The sequence below is a fragment of the Ruegeria sp. BI7 genome, from assembly GCF_056537925.1.
The window spans coordinates 1066281-1085348 of the sequence record NZ_JBQFSK010000001.1 but is presented as its reverse complement, the minus strand read 5'-3'; the positions used below and the strand labels follow the sequence as shown (position 1 = coordinate 1085348).

Here is a 19068-nt window from a genome sequence, read left to right as displayed (position 1 = left end):
CCTGATCGGGGCAGAAAGAGAAAACATGCTGGAAATCAAGAACCTGCACGTACAGCTTGAAGACGAAGATAAGCAAATCCTCAAGGGTGTGGACCTGACGGTCGAGCCTGGCAAGGTACACGCGATCATGGGACCGAACGGCTCGGGCAAATCGACGCTCAGCTATGTGCTGTCAGGACGTGACGGCTATGAAGTCACCGAAGGTACGGCGACTTTGGAAGGCGAAGACCTGCTGGACATGGAGCCAGAAGAGCGTGCTGCCGCTGGCGTCTTTCTTGCGTTCCAGTATCCGGTCGAAATTCCCGGCGTTGGCAACATGACTTTCCTGCGCACGGCGGTAAACGCTCAGCGGAAAGCGCGCGGAGAAGAGGAGCTGTCAGCGGCAGACTTCCTGAAAGAAGTGCGCGCCAAGGCCAAGACGCTGAAAATCGACGCCGATATGCTCAAGCGTCCGGTCAATGTTGGTTTCTCGGGCGGTGAGAAAAAGCGCAACGAGATCCTGCAGATGGCTATGCTGGAACCCAAGATGTGCATCATGGACGAAACCGACTCGGGTCTCGACGTGGATGCGATGAAGCTGGTGTCCGAAGGCGTGAACGCGCTGCGCAACGAAGGTCGCAGCTTTTTGGTCATCACCCACTATCAGCGGTTGCTGGATCACATCAAACCGGACGTCGTACACATCATGGCTGACGGTCGTATCGTGAAGACCGGCGGACCCGAGCTGGCGTTGGAAGTTGAACATAACGGCTATGCCGACATTCTGGCCGAGGTGAACTGATGGCTTTGCCACAAGAGAAACTGACCGCAACCGAGGAGCGGCTGGCATCCCTGGCCATGCCCGAGATGTGCGGATGCACCCGTGCCGCACGCGAGGATGCGCTTGCGCGTGTGCAAGAGATGGGCCTGCCTGGCCGTCGCGATGAGTACTGGAAGTACACACGTCCTGATACGCTGATCTCGGCTCAAGCACCGCGCGCCGAGGTTTTCGACGCGGGCGAGCCCATGATTTTCGAAGACATGGACAATCTGAAAATTGTCTTCGTCGACGGAGTATTCAGCCCCGAGGAATCCGATGATCTGACACTTGAGGGTGTGATGATCGACCGGATCGAGGATATCTGCGGCAAGGATATTCACTGGGCCAAAGAGCTGTATGGCGCGTTAGAGAGCCGTGGCCAGACCCCGGTGCCACGTCCGCTAGCTGCGCTGAACACAGCCTTTGCCAAAGATGGTGTTGCCATCCATGTGACAGGCAAACCGTCCAAGCCGATCTGCCTGATGTATCGTCACGCCTCGGAAACATCGGACGCGATGCTGCATCACGTGATCCGCGTCGAACCAGATGCCGAAGTCACCGTGCTTGAGGTTGGTCCGGCCGCGTCGCGCTTTAACAAGGTGATGGAGATTGACATCGCCGACAATGGGACGCTGCATCATGTGCGCGCGCAAGGTCGCGATCATGAACGTCGGGCAATGACTCATATGTTCGCCCGTCTGGGAACGGAATCGACCTATAAGTCATTTACCCTGACCGCAAACGGCGTTCTGACCCGCAATGAGCAGGTCGTGGAACTGACCGGAGATGATGCGGTTGCCCATGTGGCAGGTGCATGTGTCGGAGACGGTGATTTTCACCATGACGACACAGTGTTTATCACCCATGACGCGGTGAACTGCGAAAGCCGCCAGGTGTTCAAGAAGGTTCTGCGCAACGGTGCGACCGGCGTCTTCCAGGGTAAGATCCTCGTGAAAGAAGGCGCGCAGAAGACAGATGGCTATCAGATCAGCCAGTCGCTTCTGTTGGACGACGACAGCCAGTTCCTCGCCAAGCCCGAGCTTGAGATCTATGCCGATGATGTGGCCTGTTCACACGGCTCGACCTCGGGCGCGATTGACGAGACGGCTCTGTTCTACCTGCGATCACGCGGCGTTCCGGTCAAAGACGCAACCAACATGTTGACACTGGCCTTTCTGGCCGAAGCGGTGGACGAGATCGAAGACAGCGAAGTTGCTGAAAAGATCGTGAACCGTTTGGAAGATTGGCTGGCGCGCCGCAGCTGATGCCAGTCACATCGGATATCGTGGCCACGTACCGGGGGCCGGGGCGCGTCGTGCGTCGGCTTCTGGATTTGGGGCAGCGGGAAGACAGGGCCTTGGTCTTTGTCATGGGGTTTTGCGTGGTGGCTTTCATCGCACAGCTTCCCGGCCTCGCGCGGCGGGCGCATTTGGAAGGGCTTGAGCTGAACGCGCTGATGGCCGCGGCTTTGCTAGGCACTGTTTTCATACTGCCGTTGCTGTTTTACCTTCTGGCGTTCGTATCATACGGGGCCGCTCGTTTGGTTGGCGGTCGCGGCACGGCTTACGGTGCTCGTCTGGCTTTGTTTTGGGCTTTACTGTCGTCGACACCATTGGTGTTGTTGAACGGTCTGGTGGCGGGTCTCATCGGGCCAGGACCTGCGTTAACCCTGGTAGGGGCAGCCTGGTTTGGCGTGTTTATCTGGTTCTGGCTGGCGGGCCTGAGACAAACACAAAGGCAGGTGGAATGAATTTCTCGACCCTAGGTAACATTGCGGTCCTGACGCTGGTCAACCCGGCTGAAGCGGCCCGGCACCTATTATCCTTTCGCGTCGGGCGCGAAGTTCTGTGGCTGGCCTTCTGTCTGGCCGTCGTTTTGAATGGGCTGGTGCAGTTTGGGATCGAACATCTGGTTCCTTCGCCGGAAGGCCTGAATGTTCCTGCACCCGAACCGATTTTCATGAGCCTTATCCGCTCGGCCGCCCTAATGATGTTCAGCATTGCGGCGTTCCTGTTCGTCGGGCGTTTGCTGGGCGGGCGCGCGTCATTCGACGAGATCATGACGCTGACGGTCTGGTTGCAGTTCCTGCAAAGCGCGGCGATGTTCGTAACGCTTGTGCTGGCAATTTTCGTTCCGGTTTTGATGGTGCTGTTTTTGTTTGCCACAGCGCTGGTGAGCCTTTACGTCACGCTGCATTTCCTCAATGAAGCGCATAAGTTCGGAACGCTTTGGAAATCCTTTGGGGTCATAGTGTTGTCTGCGTTGATCGCAGCCCCCTTTGTCCTCGCTTTAACACCAAGCGGCCCGGTATAGGGATATGAAGACCATGTATGACGTAGAAAAAATCCGCGCGGACTTTCCGATTCTGTCGCGTGAGGTAAACGGCAAACCGCTGACTTATCTGGACAATGGTGCCTCTGCGCAGAAACCTCAGGTGGTGATCGACGCGGTGACCCGCGCCTATGCCGAGGAATACGCGAATGTGCATCGTGGCCTGCATTACCTGTCCAACCTCGCGACCGAAAAGTACGAGTCCGTCCGCGGCACCATCGCCCGTTTCCTTGGGGCGGCGGATGAGAATGAGATCGTCCTGAACTCGGGCACGACCGAGGGGATCAACCTTGTGGCCTATGGCTGGGCGATGCCGCGCCTTCAGGCCGGGGATGAGATTGTCCTTAGCGTCATGGAGCATCACGCCAACATCGTTCCCTGGCATTTCCTGCGCGAACGGCAGGGGGTTGTCCTGAAGTGGGTCGATATCGATGCGGATGGCGGGCTGGACCCGCAGGCCGTGATCGATGCAATCGGTCCTAAGACCAAACTGGTCGCGGTCACGCAATGCTCGAACGTGCTGGGAACGGTGGTGGATGTTAAGGCCATTACCGAAGGTGCGCATGCCAAAGGCGTTCCGGTGCTGGTCGACGGCAGCCAGGGTGCCGTGCATATGCCGGTCAATGTGTCGGATATCGGCTGCGACTTTTATGCAATCACCGGGCACAAGCTGTATGGCCCGTCCGGTTCGGGCGCGATCTATATCAAATCCGAACGCATGGCCGAGATGCGCCCCTTCATCGGTGGCGGCGACATGATCAAAGAGGTCAGCAAAGATCAGGTGATCTACAACGACCCCCCAATGAAGTTTGAGGCCGGAACACCCGGTATCGTGCAAACGATTGGTTTGGGCGTGGCGCTTGACTATATGATGGACCTTGGGATGGAGAACATCGCCGCCCACGAAGGCGCGCTTCGCGACTATGCGATGCAGCGGTTGACCGGTTTGAACTGGCTGCAGGTACAAGGCACACGTCCCGATAAGGCCGCTATTTTCAGCTTTACGCTGGATGGGGCAGGGCATGCGCATGACGTGTCGACGATCCTCGACAAAAAAGGGGTTGCCGTGCGGGCCGGTCATCATTGCGCTGGTCCACTGATGGATTTCTTCGGCGTGACCGCCACCTGCCGCGCCAGCTTTGGACTGTACAACACCAAAGATGAGGTCGACACGCTGGTTGATGCCCTTGAACTGGCGCATGATTTGTTTGCCTAAAAGCTGGTCGATCCGGGTGGATTTTCAGTTGCACCCGGATCGGAACAAGGATAGCTAACGGCCAAGGCACCTGTAGCTCAGCTGGATAGAGCGCTGCCCTCCGAAGGCAGAGGCCAGAGGTTCGAATCCTCTCAGGTGCGCCATACCACCTCGCATTAGCAGTTATTCTGAGTGTCTTATATTGGAGAGTGCGTCCTTTAATTTGACGCTATGATGACTGGTTCTGATACAGTCCGGTAAGCGACAATATCTGGTCGATGGATCGCAGTTCATCAAGGTTGAGTTGTTCTTTTCATAAGGAATAATTCTAGGTTACTTAAAAACAAAGAGCGCCCAGAGGCACTCGTTGTTTTTTAAGATTTTGGAAGTGTTAACCGCCCCAGCTACGGACCTCACCGCAGTCCATATGGACGAAATTCGAGCGGGAGTACTTGCCCACTCCACCAGCGCGGCAGGACATTGCAGCCTTGGCCATTTGCGACACTGAACGCGACGACAGGCGCAGGTCAGCCGCTTGGCCTTTCATATGCAACGAGTTCTTGGCAACCCGACGAGAACGAGACCGAAGCATCGCGTTGGTTTGCGGAGAACGATAGCCGGACAGCAGCATATAGGGTTCATTTACATCCAGAAGGTTATGCGATGCAGCCATGATGTCGATCGTGCGCAGATCCATGTCTTTGCTCTGATCGGTCCGCCAGTCACGCATGAAGTGATTCACTTCTTTGACAGCGTCCTTGATGTATTTTCCATCGACCCAATAAATCATATCAATCCGTTCGCCGGTGCGACCGGAATACATACGAATACGGCGGATATCGCCGCCGCCTCGAAGGAAACCTGCTGCATTGGAATAGGTCGGTGCGGCCACAACTGCCGTAGCTGCAAATGCGCCCAGAAGGGCACGCCGGGTCAAGCCCGATGTACTGCTCATCGTCATTTCAGTTTCGTCCCGTACTGTTCCTGCCTGCACACGATGTTACGCGCGCGATATTAATTTTTTCCCATCCCAGATGCGGGATTTATGACACAGTCGGATTTGTCCGCCAAGAAGTCTTTCGGATTCATCAATTCAAGGGGGAATTTTCGGCAGTTTTTTGCGCAGGTGATGCGAATATGTATAATATTGAGACATTTGGCGGCGCGTTTCCGCCGGGCGATGCAAAGACGCATCACGCACCGAAAGATGCACCAGGTTGATACGTTTGTGAATAGACAACGCGCCCAAGGCGTAACCATATTTGATCCGCGCACATTTCTGCTGCGTAAAATAATGAATAATCAAGGCCATCCAATGTTCTCAGGTATTCGGACCCGTTCTGGTATTATATTCACCGCATGTTTTCTGGCTTCGGCTTCCGTAGTGAATGCAGACACCCGGCCAGCGACGGCGTTTCAGATGGCTGTTGCCGAATTTGCGCCCTCGGGGTCAGGAATCGCCGAGTTTTACCGCGAGAATGGTTTTGCCCCGGTCTGGGTTGGCGAAACGCCGCTACATTCGGCGCGCCGCGCACGGCTGATCCAGGCCTTGTCATCGACTGATATGCATGGATTGCCGCAGGGTTCGGAGAGCGCCCAGTCCCTTGTGGAACAGATGCAAGAGGCCCGTACGACGCGCGATCTGGGCGCTGTTGAGATCAGTCTGACCCGCGCTTTCGCTGAATACGCGCGCAATCTTCAGTCGGGCGCGCTGCGCCCATCCCAGATTGATGATGGGTTAGTGCGCAAGGTTCAAAGGGCTTCGACAAAGGAGCACTTGCAGGGGTTGATCGCAGGGGAAAATGGCTCGTATTTCGATCAATTGGCCCCGCAAACAACCCAGTACCGGGCGTTGATGAAGCAGAAGTTGGTGCTGCAGGACCTCATCCATCAAGGCGGTTGGGGCGCGACGGTTCCTGTTGCCAAGTTGGAGTATGGTGACACTGGGCCCAATGTAATAAAGCTGCGGAACCGTTTGGTTTCCATGGGATATCTGCGTCCGACGGCCAATCCGGATTTCGATGCGGCTTTGTTGGGTGCCGTGCAAGCATTCCAGACAGATCATGGTCTTGCGCCGGACGGTGTGGCCGGTCAGGGCACGATTTCTGAGCTGAACCGCAGCGCCGCAGACCGTCTAAAGGCTGTCTATGTCGCATTGGAGCGCGAGCGCTGGTTGCCGCGCGAACGGGGTGAGCGGCACATTTTGGTAAATCAGGCTGATTTCTCGGCCAAGATTGTCGATGACGGTTTGGTCACGTTCGAAACGCGCACGGTGATCGGCAAGAACACACATGACCGACGCAGCCCCGAGTTCTCGGACGAGATGGAGCATATGGTCATCAACCCCAGTTGGTATGTGCCGCGCTCGATCATCACCAAGGAATACCTGCCCCAACTGCAATCAAATCCCAACGCCGTTGGCCATATCCAGATCACCGACCGCAGCGGTCGGCAGGTCAATCGCGGCGCGGTGGATTTCACCCAGTTCAACGCGCGGAACTTTCCGTTTGCGATGCGCCAACCGCCCAGCAAAAGCAATGCGCTGGGGCTGGTGAAGTTCATGTTCCCCAACAAGTACAACATCTATCTGCATGATACGCCTCAGAAAAGTCTGTTCGCGCGTGAGGTGCGGGCGTTCTCGCACGGGTGTATCCGCCTAGCAGATCCGTTTGATTTCGCCTATGCGTTGTTGGCCAAGCAGGAAGAAAACCCAAAGGCGTTTTTTCAGCGTGTTCTGGCCACGGGTAAGGAAACCACGGTGCAATTGGAACAGCATGTTCCGGTTCACCTGATCTACCGCACGGCTTATGTCGGCCCCAAGGGGGAGGTTCAGTATCGCCGGGATGTCTATGAGCGTGATCGGAAAATCTGGGAGGCCTTGCAGAAAGCAGGGGTGGCCCTGCCGGACGTTCAGGGGTAATCAGCGGGGCAGATCCTTAAACCGGGAAGCCCGATATGCACTATACCATCCAGCAAATCGCCGACGCTCTTGGGGCAGACTGCCAGGGCGATACTGGCCTGATCGTTGAACGCGCGGCTGAGCCGGGTGATGCAGCGGCGACCGATCTGGCGATGGCGATGTCTCCGAAATATGCCGAGGCGCTGAGCGGCAGCTCGGCACGGACAGCCGTGTTGTGGGAAGGTGCGGATTGGCAAGCGCTAGGGTTGGAGGCGGCTATTTTCGTGCCCCGTCCGCGCATGGCGATGGCCGGGGTCACCGCAATGCTGGACCGCGGGCAGGGCGTTGCGCCGGGCATTCACCCCTCAGCCGTCATCGACCCAACAGCAGAGATCGCAGAAGATGCGGCCATTGGTCCCTTGGCCGTTATCGGAGCGCGGGCTCGTATTGGCAAAGGCGCAGTTATAGGACCGCATTGCGTGATTGGCATGGATACGGTTCTGGGCGAAAACGCCATGTTACGTGAGATGGTTAGCATCGGGTCCAGGGCGCAGATCGGTGATCGTTTCATTGCCCAACCCGGCGCACGGATAGGGAGCGACGGGTTCAGCTTTGTTACCCCCGAGGTTTCGGATGTTGAGAATGTCCGCAAAACAATGGGCGACAAAGGTGATGCGCGGGCGCAAAGCTGGCTTCGCATTCATTCGCTGGGTGCAGTTGAGATCGGGGATGACGTTGAAGTCGGCGCCAATTGTACCGTCGACAACGGAACGATCCGGAATACCTGCATCGGAAACGGGTCCAAGTTGGACAATCTTGTGCATGTGGGGCACAACACACGGGTTGGGCAGGATTGTCTAATTTGTGGTCAGGCTGGCGTGTCCGGCTCGGTCGAGATTGGCAATAACGTGGTACTGGGTGGCCAGACCGGCGTGGTCGACAACATCTTTATCGGTGACGGCGTGATAGCGGCGGGCGGCACTAAAATCCTGTCCAACGTTCCTGCAGGTCGGGTACTAATGGGATATCCGGCCATCAAAATGGAAACCCATACCGACATCTACAAAGCACAACGTCGTTTGCCCCGCATGGCGCGTGACGTCGAGGCGTTGAAAAAGGCTGTTTTCAAACAGCCCCCGAGTGATTAAATCATCCGCAACGGGAAAATCAGAGGACCGACATGAGCATCACCGACCGCGTCATCGCAATCATTGCTGAGCAGGCCGTGCTGGAGCCTTCGGACGTCACGCCCGAAAGTACACTTGAAGATCTGGGTATCGACAGCCTGGGTCTGGTCGAGAGCATTTTCGCCATCGAAGAAGAGTTCGATATCTCGGTCCCGTTCAACGCGAATGAACCACAAGCCAGCGATTTCGATATCTCAAATGTGGCAGCGATCATTGCCGGGATCGAAAAGCTTGTGTCGGAAAAGGTCTGACCTGAAGTTATGAAACGCGTTGTTATTTCCGGGGCCGGGACGATTAATTCGCTGGGTCACTCTGTCCCTGATACGCTTGAAGCTATGCGCGAAGGGCGTTGTGGTATCTCGCAACTTGAATTCCGCGATGTTGAGCGGCTTTCCATCAAAATCGGCGGCCAAGTGCGCGGGTTCGAGGCCGAAGGGCGGTTTAATCGCCAGCAGATGAGCCTTTACGATCGCTTTACGCAATTCACGCTGACCGCCGCGAAAGAGGCGATTGACCAATCCGGGATCGAGTTTCACGGAGATCTTGCTGCTCGGTCCGGTGTGGTTCTTGGCACCGCCGGTGGCGGCGTGTCCACTTGGGACGATAATTACCGTTCCGTCTACGAGGACGGTAAAAACCGTGTGCATCCATTTGTGGTGCCCAAACTGATGAACAACGCGGCGGCCAGCCATGTGTCTATGGAACATAACCTGAAGGGGCCAAGTTTTACGGTTTCAACCGCTTGCGCCTCATCCAATCACGCGATGGCATTGGCGTTTCAGATGGTTCGCAGCGGCGCAGCACCTGCAATGATCACGGGTGGATCAGAATCCATGTTGTGTTTCGGCGGCGTCAAAGCCTGGGAAGGCCTGCGCGTGATGTCCAAGGACGCTTGCCGCCCGTTCAGCGCCAACCGAAATGGAATGGTGCAGGGCGAAGGGGCCGGGGCTTTTGTCTTTGAAGAATACGAACATGCGCGCGCACGAGGGGCAGATATCCTGTGTGAGGTTGTCGGCTTTGCCATGTCCTCGGATGCGTCTGACATCGTGATGCCCAGTAAGCAGGGCGCGGCGCGTGCCATGTCAGGTGCGCTGACCGATGCGCGCCTGAATGCGGACCAGGTCGGGTACATCAATGCGCATGGGACGGGCACAGCGGCGAACGACAAGACCGAATGCGCGGCGGTGGCCGGTGTGTTCGGGCCGCACGCAGACGACCTGATGATATCGTCCACGAAATCCATGCACGGGCACTTGATTGGGGGTACTGGCGCGGTCGAGTTGCTGGCATGTATCATGGCGTTGCGCGACGGGGTTATCGCCCCAACCATCGGTTATGAAGATCCAGATCCCGAATGTGCATTGGACGTGGTGCCAAATGAGGCGCGGGACGCGAAGGTGGATGTTGCGCTTAGCAATGCGTTTGCCTTTGGCGGGTTGAACGCGGTTTTGGCTCTGAAACGGGTCTGAAACTTCGGAAGCAAAACGACAAAACGCCGCCCGAAGGACTGGGCGGCGTTTTCTGTTTTACTAGTCATTAATTTTTGATGACTTCCAACTGGTCAAACCCGGCAGTGAACCCTGCTAGTGATATTTCCAATTGCAGCGCCTGCGAAGGTGCCAGAACAGAAACCATCGACAAGGTACCTTTGGTCCCACTCTTCAAAGCTTCGACGTCTTGCTGGGTAAAGCCCACTTGCGCAAGGCACCCAATGGGGTTGCAGTGGTGATAGTTGTATCGTTTGCCCGGCGCTCCGTCGATCGACAAGGATATCTGAGCTTGCAAAAGCACTTCGAGGGGCACAACGATGATCGCAGCAGCTACGGCCGGAGCTTCTTCGGGCAGCTTTTCAATCGTAATTTCCGCAATGGGCTGGTCTTGCTGACCGGTCAGAATCTGTCGCATTACACAAGGTTCGCTGTCAGTTCCTGTATTGATGCACATGACTGCCCAGTCGCCGGTCTCTTCCTTAAGGTACTGCTCGCCAATACGCGGGCCGGATTCCCCAAGATCCAGGTCAGCACCGGTTTGGGTTTGCGGAGCCTCGGCATCCTGCGTTGCTTCTTGTGCATAAGCGGCACCACACCAAAGCGCAGCGGCCACAAGGCTGAGAGATAGAGTGTTCTTGATCATGAATGCCTCGGCAATGTGATTGAGCTTTTTGACCCGTCTATCATCCTTGGATCATGGTGTCAGGCATTAAGCTGCACAAATGGGTGACCGTAGTCAGCTTTTTGCCGCTTTCCAGTGCTTGAAACCTGGATGAAACAAAAAAGAAAGGGAACCGGTGGAGCGGCTCCCTTTCATAAAATTTTCTCCCCGTCGGACTGGCCGACTTAGTTATGCGCAGACGTTACGAAAGGCGGTCGCATGCGTCAACTGAAAACCTGAAATTTTAATGGAAGAACCAGCATTGCTTTAAAAAAACCGCGCCCGAAGGCGCGGTCAGTCGACAGGGAGGAAGTTTGCCGCCCCCGACCTCTGACAGCGAGGGCAGCAAAATGACTATCGCAGTCAAAGGTTAACTTTGTATGCTGGGTCCAGATCGGTGGAATTAAGGCCTTACCTACATGGACAAAAACATTTTTCTGGGCGGCGCGGGTGAAGATTACAGCCAGCCTCAAAACCTGACCCTCAAATATGCCAACCGGCACGGGTTGATCGCAGGGGCGACGGGCACAGGCAAAACGGTGACGTTGCAAATCCTGGCCGAGGGGTTCTCGGCTGCGGGCGTCCCGGTGTTTCTATCCGATGTCAAAGGCGACTTGTCCGGGTTGGCAATGGCGGGCAGTGAAAGTCACAAGTTGCACCAGGCGTTTCAGGATCGCGCGGCGCGCATCGGCTTTCAGGATTATATCTATGCCGCATGCCCAGTAACATTCTGGGATCTGTTCGGCGAACAAGGCCATCCTGTTCGAACGACCGTTACAGAAATGGGGCCATTGCTGTTGTCTAGGCTCATGGACCTGAGCGAGGCGCAGGAAGGTATTTTGAACATTGCTTTCCGAGTGGCGGATGAAGAAGGGATGCCGCTGCTAGATCTCAAGGATCTGCAAGCCCTGCTGGTCTGGATCGGTGAGAACCGCACACAGTTATCCCTTCGCTATGGCAATGTCTCGACCGCTTCGATTGGGGCGATCCAGCGGCGGTTGTTGGTGTTGGAAAATCAGGGCGGGACCAATTTGTTCGGAGAACCCGCGCTGGAATTGGCCGATCTGATGCGTACTGATGCGAACGGGCAGGGGATGGTGAACATCCTGGCCTCGGATAAGCTAATGGGGTCGCCGCGTCTCTATGCGACGTTCCTGTTGTGGCTGTTGAGTGAGCTGTTCGAGGAATTGCCCGAGGTTGGCGACCCCGACAAACCCAAGTTGGTGTTCTTTTTTGATGAGGCCCATTTGTTGTTCGAAGATGCGCCCAAGGTTTTGGTCGACAAGGTAGAGCAGGTCGCACGGCTGATCCGTTCCAAGGGTGTCGGCGTCTACTTCATCTCGCAAAACCCGGCGGATATTCCCGAAGATATTCTGGGGCAACTCGGCAATCGGGTGCAGCACGCACTGCGGGCCTTTACCGCGCGGGATCGCAAGAACCTGCGTTTGGCGGCCGAAACCTATCGTGAAAACCCGGCCTTCGACACCGAAACCGCAATCCGAGAGGTTGGCGTGGGTGAAGCGGTCACGTCGATGCTGCAGAAGAAGGGCGTGCCAGGTATTGTTGAACGGACGCTGATCCGTCCACCGGGAACACAACTTGGGCCAATCACCGCGTCCGAGCGTCAGGCGGTCATGACGGCGTCACCGATGCAGGTCAAGTATGGGACATTGAAGGATCGGAAATCGGCCTTTGAAATTCTGCAGGCACGCGCCGATCAGGCCGCGCAGGCTGCTGCAAAAGCAGAAGAACAAGAAGAGACACAATCTGTTGCTGAACGCGAGTTCGCCACGGCCAGGCGCTATTCCGGTGGCAGGGTCGGGCGATCTTCCTCTCGCGTTAAGCGGCAGAAAGATACCTTTGCTACAGCAATGAGCGAGGCCGTCATCAAAGAGCTAAAAGGAACAACCGGGCGCCGCATTGTTCGTGGAATTTTGGGCGGGTTGTTCCGCGCTAGGTAAGCCCAAGGCGCCGCACAGCGGTTTCGTTGCGCGGCGCTATTTAGGTTACTTCAGACGACGCTGACCTTCCTGCCGGCAGTAACCGTCAGCCTCGGCCACAGACATCTTTGTCGCGGGGTAGTCGATGGCACGATCCCAGATGACGCGATCCGGGCGGTACAACTGGCACGTCACCACACCCTTTGAGGTCTGGACCTGAACTGGATCGGTTTCCAGATCTTCGGGTGACGGGATACATGCGGCCAGGCTGGCAACAACTGTCAGCATTAGGATTTTTGGGATAAACGAAGTTTTCATGTGTCGTCTTCTTACTCTCGAGAGGTGACCTGTAGTATCAGCGTCAACTGACTAATTAACCGTGAAGGCGATCTGGCGCAGGTCCGGAAACTGCCCAACGATAATTCGGTCTATTAAGGTTCGGTTCATGAATCAAGAAACCGCGCCGATTTTGAGGCGCGGTTCCGAATATTCCCCTGAAAGTGATCTATTTCTCGGGGATCAAGCCCCTTGGACTGAATCTGAGAACAATCAGCAGGATCAACCCCATGGTCAGCAGGCGCATATGCGCGGCGCTTTCGATCAGATGTGCCTTAAGCGCGCTGCCATCAGGCAATCCAGCGGTGATCAGGTTCATCAGCCACAGCCCGATAGGTTCGACCTGAACCCACAGGAACCAGATCACGAACGCGCCCAGTACCGCGCCAAAATTGTTACCTGATCCACCGACGATCACCATTACCCAGACCAAGAATGTAAACCGCAATGGCTGATACGCGCTGGGGGTCAACTGGCCGTCCAGCGTTGTCATCATAGCACCTGCAATTCCGCAGATGGCCGAGCCCAGCACAAAGATCTGCAAATGGCGACGGGTCACGTCCTTGCCCATCGCCTCGGCCGCGACCTCGTTGTCACGAATGGCGCGCATCATGCGGCCCCACGGGCTGTTCAGCGCCTTTTGCGCCATCCAGAGCAGGACCAGCAGAACGATCAGGAACAGAAACGAATAGCCCAGCTTAACTGCCAGCGTCGAAGCCGTGACTGTATCCAGCCCCAACCATTCGGCGCGAGCGATAAAGCCAGGGTTATTCTGGAGATCGACCTCATATCCAACGACCGGAGCAGGGCGCGGGATGCCATAGACGTTTTTGACGCCCCGGGCCAACCAGTCCTCGTTTTTCAGTATTGCGATAATGATCTCGGCAATCCCCAGCGTTGCAATCGCCAGATAGTCCGAGCGCAGGCCCAGAGCAGTTTTACCAATCAGCCACGCTGCACCAGCCGCCAGCAGTCCACCCGCGGGCCAGGCCAGCAGGACAGGCAGATTCAGGCCGCCGAGGTTGCCCGCAACAGCCGGTTCAATGGCTTCGACCGCTGCGGTATTGGGGTCGAGGACAGCGCGGTAAACAAAGAAGCCGATGATGAGAATGGCAATGATCGACATAGTCCGAACCCGCCCTTTGGGCATCTTCTGCGCCACCAGAACTGTGGCCACAACGGTTGCGGCGCCCAGCAGCAGGGCCAGTACAATACCGAAACCTCCGGCAGACCAGGCGCCAGGTGTTGTCGGGGTCGAGACAAGCACAACGGCAAGCCCACCCAACGCAACAAAGCCCATGACCCCGACGTTGAACAAACCGGCGAACCCCCATTGCAGGTTCACCCCAAGCGCCATGATGGCCGAGATCAGTCCCATGTTCAGGATCAATATCGCGGCGTTCCAGCTTTGCGTGAACCCGGTCAGCAGGATCAGGCCACCGACAACAGCGAAAAGCAGCGTATTTTTGACAGGCTCGGTCATACCGCTTTCCCCTTAAACAGACCCGTTGGTTTGAACAGAAGCACGATCAGCAAAATGACAAAACTTACGGCGAATTTGTAATCGGTGGACAGGAATTGCACCAATCCCGACGGCTCCAGGCTTTCCGGGGCAAGATAGGTCAGCACCTTTTTCCAGGCGTAAGTGATCGTGACCTCGGAAAAGGCGATGATGAATCCACCCGCGATGGCCCCCACAGGGCTGCCCAGACCGCCGACGATGGCCGAGGCGAATATCGGCAGAAGCAGCTGGAAATAAACGAAAGGTTTAAAACTCTTGTCCAGCCCGTACAGGACCCCGGCCGTGGTCGCGAGCGCCGCCACGATGATCCATGTAATCATCACCACCCGCTCGGGGTTGATACCGGACAGCAGGGCGAGATCTTCGTTGTCCGAATACGCACGCATCGATTTGCCAGTGCGGGTTTTGTTGAGGAACCAGAACAACAGCACAACGGCAACAACTGCAACGATGACGGTAATGCCCTGAGATGTCTTGATCGCCAGCCCCTCATTCAGCCCGGTCATGGCCTTGAATTCACGTGCGGAGATCACAAACCGCTGACCGTCCGAAAACCTCTGATCGTCCGGGCCGATGATGAACCGCACCAGACCGTTCATGATGAACATCACGCCCATCGACACGATAACCAGAATGACCGGCTTGGCCTTTTGCTCGCGATAAAATCGATAGACCAATCGGTCGGTGATCAGCACCAGAACGATACAGCCCAATATGGCAAAGGGCAGAGCCAAAAGGGCGGTCGGCAGCGGACCAAAACTGACCCCAGCGGCCTGCAGCCCCCAGGTGACCAGAACGGCGATCATCGCGCCAAAGGCCATCGTGTCGCCATGGGCAAAGTTGGAAAACCGCAGGATACCGTAGATCAGCGTGACCCCCAGCGCCCCCAGTGCCAGCTGGCTGCCATAAGCAATTGCAGGCACCAACACAAAATTCGCAAGCGCGACAAGCGCGTTCAGTATGTCCATCTCACCTTCTCATTCCGCCGGGTGCGGCCTTATGGCATACCCGCGCGCAAAGACACAATATTTCAACGGTTATGGACGGTCGAATTCCGAAGAAAAACTGCATATGGGCAGCGTTCCTTTCGGGCATTCAATGCGCGCCTGACAGGATCATGTCCGTCAGACGCGTCGCTGGTTCAGCTTTGCTGTTCTTGGGATAGTAAATGTGGTCAATTTTTGAGTGTACAGACCCCGCGTTCGTTGCGCTGTTGCCCGCCAGAGGCGCGAACTTCAAGGTGGCCGGTCTCTGATGCAACCGTGTATCCCACACTTCCGTTGCTTAGAATTTGTAGAAATTCCTGCGCGCCGAGGCCGGGGATCACAAGGACTTCATGCTCTTGACCCTCGGCCAGCAGCAAACCTTTGGATTGCCCCTCGATCTGTTTCAGCACGACCTGGTGGGCTGGTTCAATTGGATTGCACCCACCGGGGTTGCAGGTTTCGGTAATCTGGCACTCGTAAACAAATTCACCTTGCGCGGGGGCTTGCGACACGGCCTGCGCGGTCGCAGGCAGAACGATGGCGGCAAGCGCAGCCAGATATTTCATAATATGTCTCCTGAAGGGGGCAATTGCCCGAAATATTTGAGAATCCAATCAGGATTCCCGCTGTTCGCGCGTTCGTGATTAGGCGCGGATCGTGGCGGAAATTGAGCCGAGACAGGGCGGAATTCTGAACGGGCTGATTTTTCCATTCCGCGCGTGAAAGAAGTAACCAGCCGGGAACAAACCGTTTTATTGGAGGTTGTTTATCCGACCAATGGCGCAAAGCTGCAAACGCCATTTTCTCGCCACGATTGGTTGCCTGAAAGCGCGCGTTTTAACCTTTTCAAAGAGGCGTTGACACGCGAACACAGCCTTTCACCTGGGATCAACTGAAAGTGAGGGCTGTCGTGCAGCCTGTTGAAGTTATTTAGCTAAATGATGATCTTGCCCTGTGCCCGAGGGCGCTGACTAATGGGAGGTACATCATGAAAATCTGTGCAGTAGTGATATTGAGCGCGGCTTTGCCAGCAATGGCGCTAGCCGCAACAAGCGACCCTCTGGACGGGGCGGATTTCGTTGTTAATTGCGTGTCGGACAATACTGGCGGCGCGGTGACATTGGCGAGGTCCGGAGCCACGGATAAGGGATTTATCGTCACTGATGACATCCGCGGAGAGGCGACGATCATTGCGGGTCTGAACTCGCTGACCTTCCTGCACATCATGGACAAGGATGTCGTGACCTTTGTCGTGGATTTCGAGGACTTGAATTATGACATGTCGATCAAAGGCCCGCATGCTGCGCAGGACTTCGGGTCTTGTGGTGATCCGATTGGGTGATTGAAATCAGGTGTATGGGTGGTGAAGACAGGGCTGACGAGAGAAGGTCCCGTTTTCTCACCTCGAAAACTTAAAGCTATTTTGGCAACACGAATTCCGTGCTTCAAGATTTGGTTTTTCACCCTGCATATGGTTACAGCTGGAGAGCGCAACAAGTGCAGCTAGGAAGCTTAATTTCGTTATTAGTCTGAATCGCAAAGTAATTTCTGAGTGTGGTATTTGCCAGGTTCACCCCAAAATTTTCTATATACGGTTATTTCCCAGGGTAAATCATCATCCTTGTCTAAATTGGCTCTACTATAGCTAATTTCTTCTAAGTCACCAGTCATAACAAGCGCATAACCTTTTACGTTGTAAGGGGAATCTTGTTGCCCATTGAGCCAATCTTCCAGACGGAAGGTTATCTCTGGATCAAAACCAGCATCGTCCAGATACCAAACAGGCAATGGGAGCTTACCAGCACGAGGATTTATGAAATCCACCCAAGCTGTTACTTCCTGCCAAGTGTCAAACGGGTAATCAATCGGAGTTATCGACTTGGAAACTGACAAGTCGTGAACCAATGCCGTGTAAGCTATTTGAGTAGATTCATCAGTTTTCTTACAAAGAAACTGGTGGTCGCACTTTTGAATTATGGTGCAATCGAATTCTACAAAATGGCTTTGCGGCCCCGAATACGCCAATACAGCAGATGATGAAATTGCAAGAAATAATGAAGTAGCGGCGTATTTTTTCATCACCCCCCCAAGAAACTCTTCCGAACTTCGGGATCAGCCAGCAGTTCCTTACCCGTGCCGCTATACGCATTCCGCCCCTGAACCAACACATACCCTTTATCCGCGATCTCCAGCGCCTGACGGGCGTTCTGTTCGACCATCAGGATCGGTAGCCCGGTGCGTGAGACCTCGATGATCCGGTCGAACAGTTCATCCATCACGATGGGTGAGACACCGGCGGTGGGTTCGTCCAACATCAGCACTTTGGGCTGGGTCATCAGCGCCCGGCCGACGGCGACCTGCTGGCGTTGACCGCCCGAAAGCTCTCCGGCCGCTTGGTTGCGTTTGTCGCGGAGGATAGGGAAGAGGTCGTAGACCTGTTCCATCGTCTGACTGATATCGTCGCGGCGGATGAAGGCACCCATTTCTAGGTTCTCCTCGACCGTCATAGACGTGAAGATGTTCTGGGTTTGCGGCACAAACCCCATGCCTTTGATCACGCGGTCTTGGGGTGAGAGCTTGGTGATGTCCTCTCCGTCCAGCCGTACTGCGCCGGCGCGCACGTCCAGCATTCCGAACACGGCCTTCATCGCGGTGGACTTACCCGCGCCGTTGGGGCCGACAATCACTGCAATTTCGCCCTTGTCGACGGCAATAGTGCAGTCGTGAAGGATGTCGGGACCCTTGCCGTAGCCACCGGTCATGGTATCTCCGATCAGGAAGGGGCCGCCACTGACCTTGTGGGTTTCTCCGCTGGTTGGATGCGCGGGGGTCATTGTGCCAATGCCCTTGGTATTGGCAATTGTTGCGTCCTTGTTGCCGTGATCGTCCTGATAAGGGTTGTCGCTTGCGCCCGCGGTCATGTCTGGGCCTCCAGCTTGTCTTTGTTCTTCAAGCCGGTGCCCAGATAAGCCTCGATCACGTGTTCGTTGGCCTTGATCTCATCCAAAGTGCCCTCTGCCAGAACCTTGCCCTCGGCCATGCAGATGACTGGGTCGCAGATTTTGCCGATGAAATCCATGTCATGCTCGATGACGACAAATGTATAGCCGCGTTCTTTGTTGAGGCGCAGGATGGTGTCGCCGATGGTCATCAGCAAGGTGCGGTTGACGCCTGCGCCGACCTCGTCCAGAAACACGATCTTGGCGTCGACCATCATGGTGCGGCCAAGCTCCAACAGTTTCTTTTGCCCGCCCGAAACCTGACCTGCCTTGTGGTCGGCCAAGTGTTCGATGGTCAGGAACTCCAACACCTCGTCCGCCTTGGCGCGCAGGGCGCGTTCCTCGTCGGCGATGCGTTTGCGGCCAAACCAGGTGTTCCACAGTGATTCACCCGATTGCGCGCCGGGCACCATCATCAGGTTCTCGCGGCAGCTCATTGAAGAAAACTCATGCGCGATCTGGAACGTGCGCAGCAGCCCTTTGTGAAACAGCTCATGCGGAGGCAGGCCAGTGATATCTTCGCCATCCATAAAAACCTTGCCGCTGGTCGGCGGCAACACACCCGCGATCACGTTGAACAGGGTTGTCTTGCCCGCACCGTTCGGTCCGATCAGGCCAGTGATCGAGCCCTTTTGGATTTCCAGCGAAGCACCGTCCACCGCGTGGAACCCGCTAAAATGCTTATGCACGTCCTCAACGACGATCATGGTTTTCCCTTGCCTT

At 55.9% G+C, this 19068-nt stretch carries 21 protein-coding genes and 1 tRNA gene; 12 read left to right on the top strand and 10 right to left on the bottom strand.

Annotation, left to right across the window (positions count from 1 at the left end):
- Nucleotides 1-25: 25 nt before the first annotated feature.
- The 6 genes from sufC to ACR0JB_RS05415 all read left to right on the top strand — a co-directional run bounded on the left by sufC (nucleotide 26) and on the right by ACR0JB_RS05415 (nucleotide 4489).
- A complete protein-coding gene (gene sufC / locus ACR0JB_RS05440) occupies nucleotides 26-781 on the top strand; it encodes a Fe-S cluster assembly ATPase SufC (protein ID WP_170348749.1) in 756 nt (251 codons plus the stop codon).
- Nucleotides 781-2064 (top strand): Fe-S cluster assembly protein SufD, encoded by a 1284-nt coding sequence (sufD, locus tag ACR0JB_RS05435; protein WP_170348748.1) that lies wholly within the window; start codon nucleotides 781-783, stop codon nucleotides 2062-2064. The genes sufC and sufD overlap by 1 nt, the downstream gene beginning before the upstream one ends.
- Entirely contained in the window at nucleotides 2064-2549 is a 486-nt protein-coding gene (locus tag ACR0JB_RS05430) for a YIP1 family protein (RefSeq protein ID WP_170394132.1), read from the top strand. The genes sufD and ACR0JB_RS05430 overlap by 1 nt, the downstream gene beginning before the upstream one ends.
- Nucleotides 2546-3112, top strand: a complete 567-nt coding sequence (locus ACR0JB_RS05425) for a YIP1 family protein (protein ID WP_170358522.1) — start codon at nucleotides 2546-2548, stop codon at nucleotides 3110-3112. Before ACR0JB_RS05430 ends, ACR0JB_RS05425 begins: the two co-directional genes overlap by 4 nt.
- A gap of 13 nt (nucleotides 3113-3125) precedes the next feature.
- Nucleotides 3126-4346 carry a cysteine desulfurase gene (locus ACR0JB_RS05420; protein ID WP_170358520.1) on the top strand — a complete coding sequence of 407 codons (1221 nt, stop codon included), beginning with the start codon at nucleotides 3126-3128 and terminating at the stop codon, nucleotides 4344-4346.
- Nucleotides 4347-4412: 66 nt separating this feature from the next.
- A tRNA-Arg gene (locus ACR0JB_RS05415) sits at nucleotides 4413-4489 on the top strand.
- A gap of 227 nt (nucleotides 4490-4716) precedes the next feature.
- Here ACR0JB_RS05415 and mepK read toward each other — a convergent pair.
- Nucleotides 4717-5286, bottom strand: coding sequence for a peptidoglycan L,D-endopeptidase MepK (gene mepK / locus ACR0JB_RS05410; RefSeq protein ID WP_170348744.1), 570 nt, complete (start codon nucleotides 5284-5286; stop codon nucleotides 4717-4719).
- A gap of 132 nt (nucleotides 5287-5418) precedes the next feature.
- A complete protein-coding gene (locus tag ACR0JB_RS05405) occupies nucleotides 5419-5637 on the bottom strand; it encodes a hypothetical protein (RefSeq protein ID WP_170394130.1) in 219 nt (72 codons plus the stop codon).
- A 3-nt stretch (nucleotides 5638-5640) separates the two neighbouring features.
- On the opposite strand from ACR0JB_RS05405, the gene ACR0JB_RS05400 reads away from it, so the two are divergent.
- Genes ACR0JB_RS05400 through ACR0JB_RS05385 form a run of 4 tightly spaced genes read left to right on the top strand, consistent with a single transcriptional unit; the run spans nucleotide 5641 to nucleotide 9880 of the window.
- On the top strand, nucleotides 5641-7245 hold the full coding sequence (locus tag ACR0JB_RS05400) for a L,D-transpeptidase family protein (RefSeq protein WP_170394128.1): 1605 nt from the start codon (nucleotides 5641-5643) through the stop codon (nucleotides 7243-7245).
- Nucleotides 7246-7280: 35 nt separating this feature from the next.
- Complete coding sequence (gene lpxD / locus ACR0JB_RS05395; RefSeq protein ID WP_170394126.1) at nucleotides 7281-8372, top strand: UDP-3-O-(3-hydroxymyristoyl)glucosamine N-acyltransferase; 1092 nt, start codon at nucleotides 7281-7283, stop codon at nucleotides 8370-8372.
- A gap of 32 nt (nucleotides 8373-8404) precedes the next feature.
- Nucleotides 8405-8662 carry an acyl carrier protein gene (locus tag ACR0JB_RS05390; protein WP_170348740.1) on the top strand — a complete coding sequence of 86 codons (258 nt, stop codon included), beginning with the start codon at nucleotides 8405-8407 and terminating at the stop codon, nucleotides 8660-8662.
- 9 nt (nucleotides 8663-8671) lie between these two features.
- Nucleotides 8672-9880, top strand: coding sequence for a beta-ketoacyl-[acyl-carrier-protein] synthase family protein (locus tag ACR0JB_RS05385; RefSeq protein WP_170375382.1), 1209 nt, complete (start codon nucleotides 8672-8674; stop codon nucleotides 9878-9880).
- A gap of 67 nt (nucleotides 9881-9947) precedes the next feature.
- Here ACR0JB_RS05385 and ACR0JB_RS05380 read toward each other — a convergent pair whose 3' ends face one another.
- On the bottom strand, nucleotides 9948-10544 hold the full coding sequence (locus ACR0JB_RS05380; RefSeq protein ID WP_170348738.1) for an invasion associated locus B family protein: 597 nt from the start codon (nucleotides 10542-10544) through the stop codon (nucleotides 9948-9950).
- A 437-nt stretch (nucleotides 10545-10981) separates the two neighbouring features.
- Between ACR0JB_RS05380 and ACR0JB_RS05375 the strand changes: the two genes are divergently transcribed.
- The gene (locus ACR0JB_RS05375) at nucleotides 10982-12523 is read left to right on the top strand and encodes a helicase HerA-like domain-containing protein (RefSeq protein ID WP_170394124.1); all 1542 of its coding nucleotides are present in this window, start codon (nucleotides 10982-10984) and stop codon (nucleotides 12521-12523) included.
- A 45-nt stretch (nucleotides 12524-12568) separates the two neighbouring features.
- On the opposite strand, the gene ACR0JB_RS05370 is transcribed toward ACR0JB_RS05375, so the two are convergent.
- The 4 genes from ACR0JB_RS05370 to ACR0JB_RS05355 all read right to left on the bottom strand — a co-directional run bounded on the left by ACR0JB_RS05370 (nucleotide 12569) and on the right by ACR0JB_RS05355 (nucleotide 15912).
- Entirely contained in the window at nucleotides 12569-12820 is a 252-nt protein-coding gene (locus ACR0JB_RS05370) for a hypothetical protein (RefSeq protein WP_170348736.1), read from the bottom strand.
- A 187-nt stretch (nucleotides 12821-13007) separates the two neighbouring features.
- On the bottom strand, nucleotides 13008-14321 hold the full coding sequence (locus tag ACR0JB_RS05365) for a branched-chain amino acid ABC transporter permease (RefSeq protein WP_170394122.1): 1314 nt from the start codon (nucleotides 14319-14321) through the stop codon (nucleotides 13008-13010).
- On the bottom strand, nucleotides 14318-15328 hold the full coding sequence (locus tag ACR0JB_RS05360; protein ID WP_170375377.1) for a branched-chain amino acid ABC transporter permease: 1011 nt from the start codon (nucleotides 15326-15328) through the stop codon (nucleotides 14318-14320). The genes ACR0JB_RS05365 and ACR0JB_RS05360 overlap by 4 nt, the downstream gene beginning before the upstream one ends.
- A 206-nt stretch (nucleotides 15329-15534) precedes the next feature.
- On the bottom strand, nucleotides 15535-15912 hold the full coding sequence (locus ACR0JB_RS05355; RefSeq protein ID WP_170348733.1) for a hypothetical protein: 378 nt from the start codon (nucleotides 15910-15912) through the stop codon (nucleotides 15535-15537).
- A gap of 422 nt (nucleotides 15913-16334) precedes the next feature.
- Here ACR0JB_RS05355 and ACR0JB_RS05350 point away from each other — a divergent pair, with 422 nt between their 5' ends.
- Nucleotides 16335-16688, top strand: a complete 354-nt coding sequence (locus ACR0JB_RS05350) for a hypothetical protein (RefSeq protein ID WP_170394121.1) — start codon at nucleotides 16335-16337, stop codon at nucleotides 16686-16688.
- A gap of 182 nt (nucleotides 16689-16870) precedes the next feature.
- Here ACR0JB_RS05350 and ACR0JB_RS05345 read toward each other — a convergent pair whose 3' ends face one another.
- Genes ACR0JB_RS05345 through ACR0JB_RS05335 form a run of 3 tightly spaced genes read right to left on the bottom strand, consistent with a single transcriptional unit; the run spans nucleotide 16871 to nucleotide 19052 of the window.
- Complete coding sequence (locus ACR0JB_RS05345) at nucleotides 16871-17425, bottom strand: hypothetical protein (protein WP_170394119.1); 555 nt, start codon at nucleotides 17423-17425, stop codon at nucleotides 16871-16873.
- Nucleotides 17425-18267 carry an ABC transporter ATP-binding protein gene (locus tag ACR0JB_RS05340; protein WP_170394117.1) on the bottom strand — a complete coding sequence of 281 codons (843 nt, stop codon included), beginning with the start codon at nucleotides 18265-18267 and terminating at the stop codon, nucleotides 17425-17427. Before ACR0JB_RS05340 ends, ACR0JB_RS05345 begins: the two co-directional genes overlap by 1 nt.
- Entirely contained in the window at nucleotides 18264-19052 is a 789-nt protein-coding gene (locus ACR0JB_RS05335) for an ABC transporter ATP-binding protein (protein ID WP_170358499.1), read from the bottom strand. The genes ACR0JB_RS05340 and ACR0JB_RS05335 overlap by 4 nt, the downstream gene beginning before the upstream one ends.
- Nucleotides 19053-19068: the final 16 nt, after the last annotated feature.

Excerpts from the sequence above, each read along its gene's own strand:
- ACR0JB_RS05380 (WP_170348738.1), bottom strand. The coding sequence starts at position 10,544 with ATGATCAAGAACACTCTATCTCTCAGCCTTGTGGCCGCTGCGCTTTGG.
- ACR0JB_RS05400 (WP_170394128.1), top strand. The coding sequence starts at position 5,641 with ATGTTCTCAGGTATTCGGACCCGTTCTGGTATTATATTCACCGCATGT.
- ACR0JB_RS05360 (WP_170375377.1), bottom strand. The coding sequence starts at position 15,328 with ATGGACATACTGAACGCGCTTGTCGCGCTTGCGAATTTTGTGTTGGTG.
- ACR0JB_RS05345 (WP_170394119.1), bottom strand. The coding sequence starts at position 17,425 with ATGAAAAAATACGCCGCTACTTCATTATTTCTTGCAATTTCATCATCT.
- mepK (WP_170348744.1), bottom strand. The coding sequence starts at position 5,286 with ATGACGATGAGCAGTACATCGGGCTTGACCCGGCGTGCCCTTCTGGGC.
- ACR0JB_RS05405 (WP_170394130.1), bottom strand. The coding sequence starts at position 5,637 with ATGGCCTTGATTATTCATTATTTTACGCAGCAGAAATGTGCGCGGATC.
- ACR0JB_RS05425 (WP_170358522.1), top strand. The coding sequence starts at position 2,546 with ATGAATTTCTCGACCCTAGGTAACATTGCGGTCCTGACGCTGGTCAAC.
- ACR0JB_RS05390 (WP_170348740.1), top strand. The coding sequence starts at position 8,405 with ATGAGCATCACCGACCGCGTCATCGCAATCATTGCTGAGCAGGCCGTG.
- ACR0JB_RS05420 (WP_170358520.1), top strand. The coding sequence starts at position 3,126 with ATGTATGACGTAGAAAAAATCCGCGCGGACTTTCCGATTCTGTCGCGT.
- sufD (WP_170348748.1), top strand. The coding sequence starts at position 781 with ATGGCTTTGCCACAAGAGAAACTGACCGCAACCGAGGAGCGGCTGGCA.
- lpxD (WP_170394126.1), top strand. The coding sequence starts at position 7,281 with ATGCACTATACCATCCAGCAAATCGCCGACGCTCTTGGGGCAGACTGC.
- ACR0JB_RS05350 (WP_170394121.1), top strand. The coding sequence starts at position 16,335 with ATGAAAATCTGTGCAGTAGTGATATTGAGCGCGGCTTTGCCAGCAATG.
- ACR0JB_RS05365 (WP_170394122.1), bottom strand. The coding sequence starts at position 14,321 with ATGACCGAGCCTGTCAAAAATACGCTGCTTTTCGCTGTTGTCGGTGGC.
- ACR0JB_RS05375 (WP_170394124.1), top strand. The coding sequence starts at position 10,982 with ATGGACAAAAACATTTTTCTGGGCGGCGCGGGTGAAGATTACAGCCAG.
- ACR0JB_RS05355 (WP_170348733.1), bottom strand. The coding sequence starts at position 15,912 with ATGAAATATCTGGCTGCGCTTGCCGCCATCGTTCTGCCTGCGACCGCG.
- ACR0JB_RS05370 (WP_170348736.1), bottom strand. The coding sequence starts at position 12,820 with ATGAAAACTTCGTTTATCCCAAAAATCCTAATGCTGACAGTTGTTGCC.
- ACR0JB_RS05335 (WP_170358499.1), bottom strand. The coding sequence starts at position 19,052 with ATGATCGTCGTTGAGGACGTGCATAAGCATTTTAGCGGGTTCCACGCG.
- sufC (WP_170348749.1), top strand. The coding sequence starts at position 26 with ATGCTGGAAATCAAGAACCTGCACGTACAGCTTGAAGACGAAGATAAG.
- ACR0JB_RS05385 (WP_170375382.1), top strand. The coding sequence starts at position 8,672 with ATGAAACGCGTTGTTATTTCCGGGGCCGGGACGATTAATTCGCTGGGT.
- ACR0JB_RS05430 (WP_170394132.1), top strand. The coding sequence starts at position 2,064 with ATGCCAGTCACATCGGATATCGTGGCCACGTACCGGGGGCCGGGGCGC.
- ACR0JB_RS05340 (WP_170394117.1), bottom strand. The coding sequence starts at position 18,267 with ATGACCGCGGGCGCAAGCGACAACCCTTATCAGGACGATCACGGCAAC.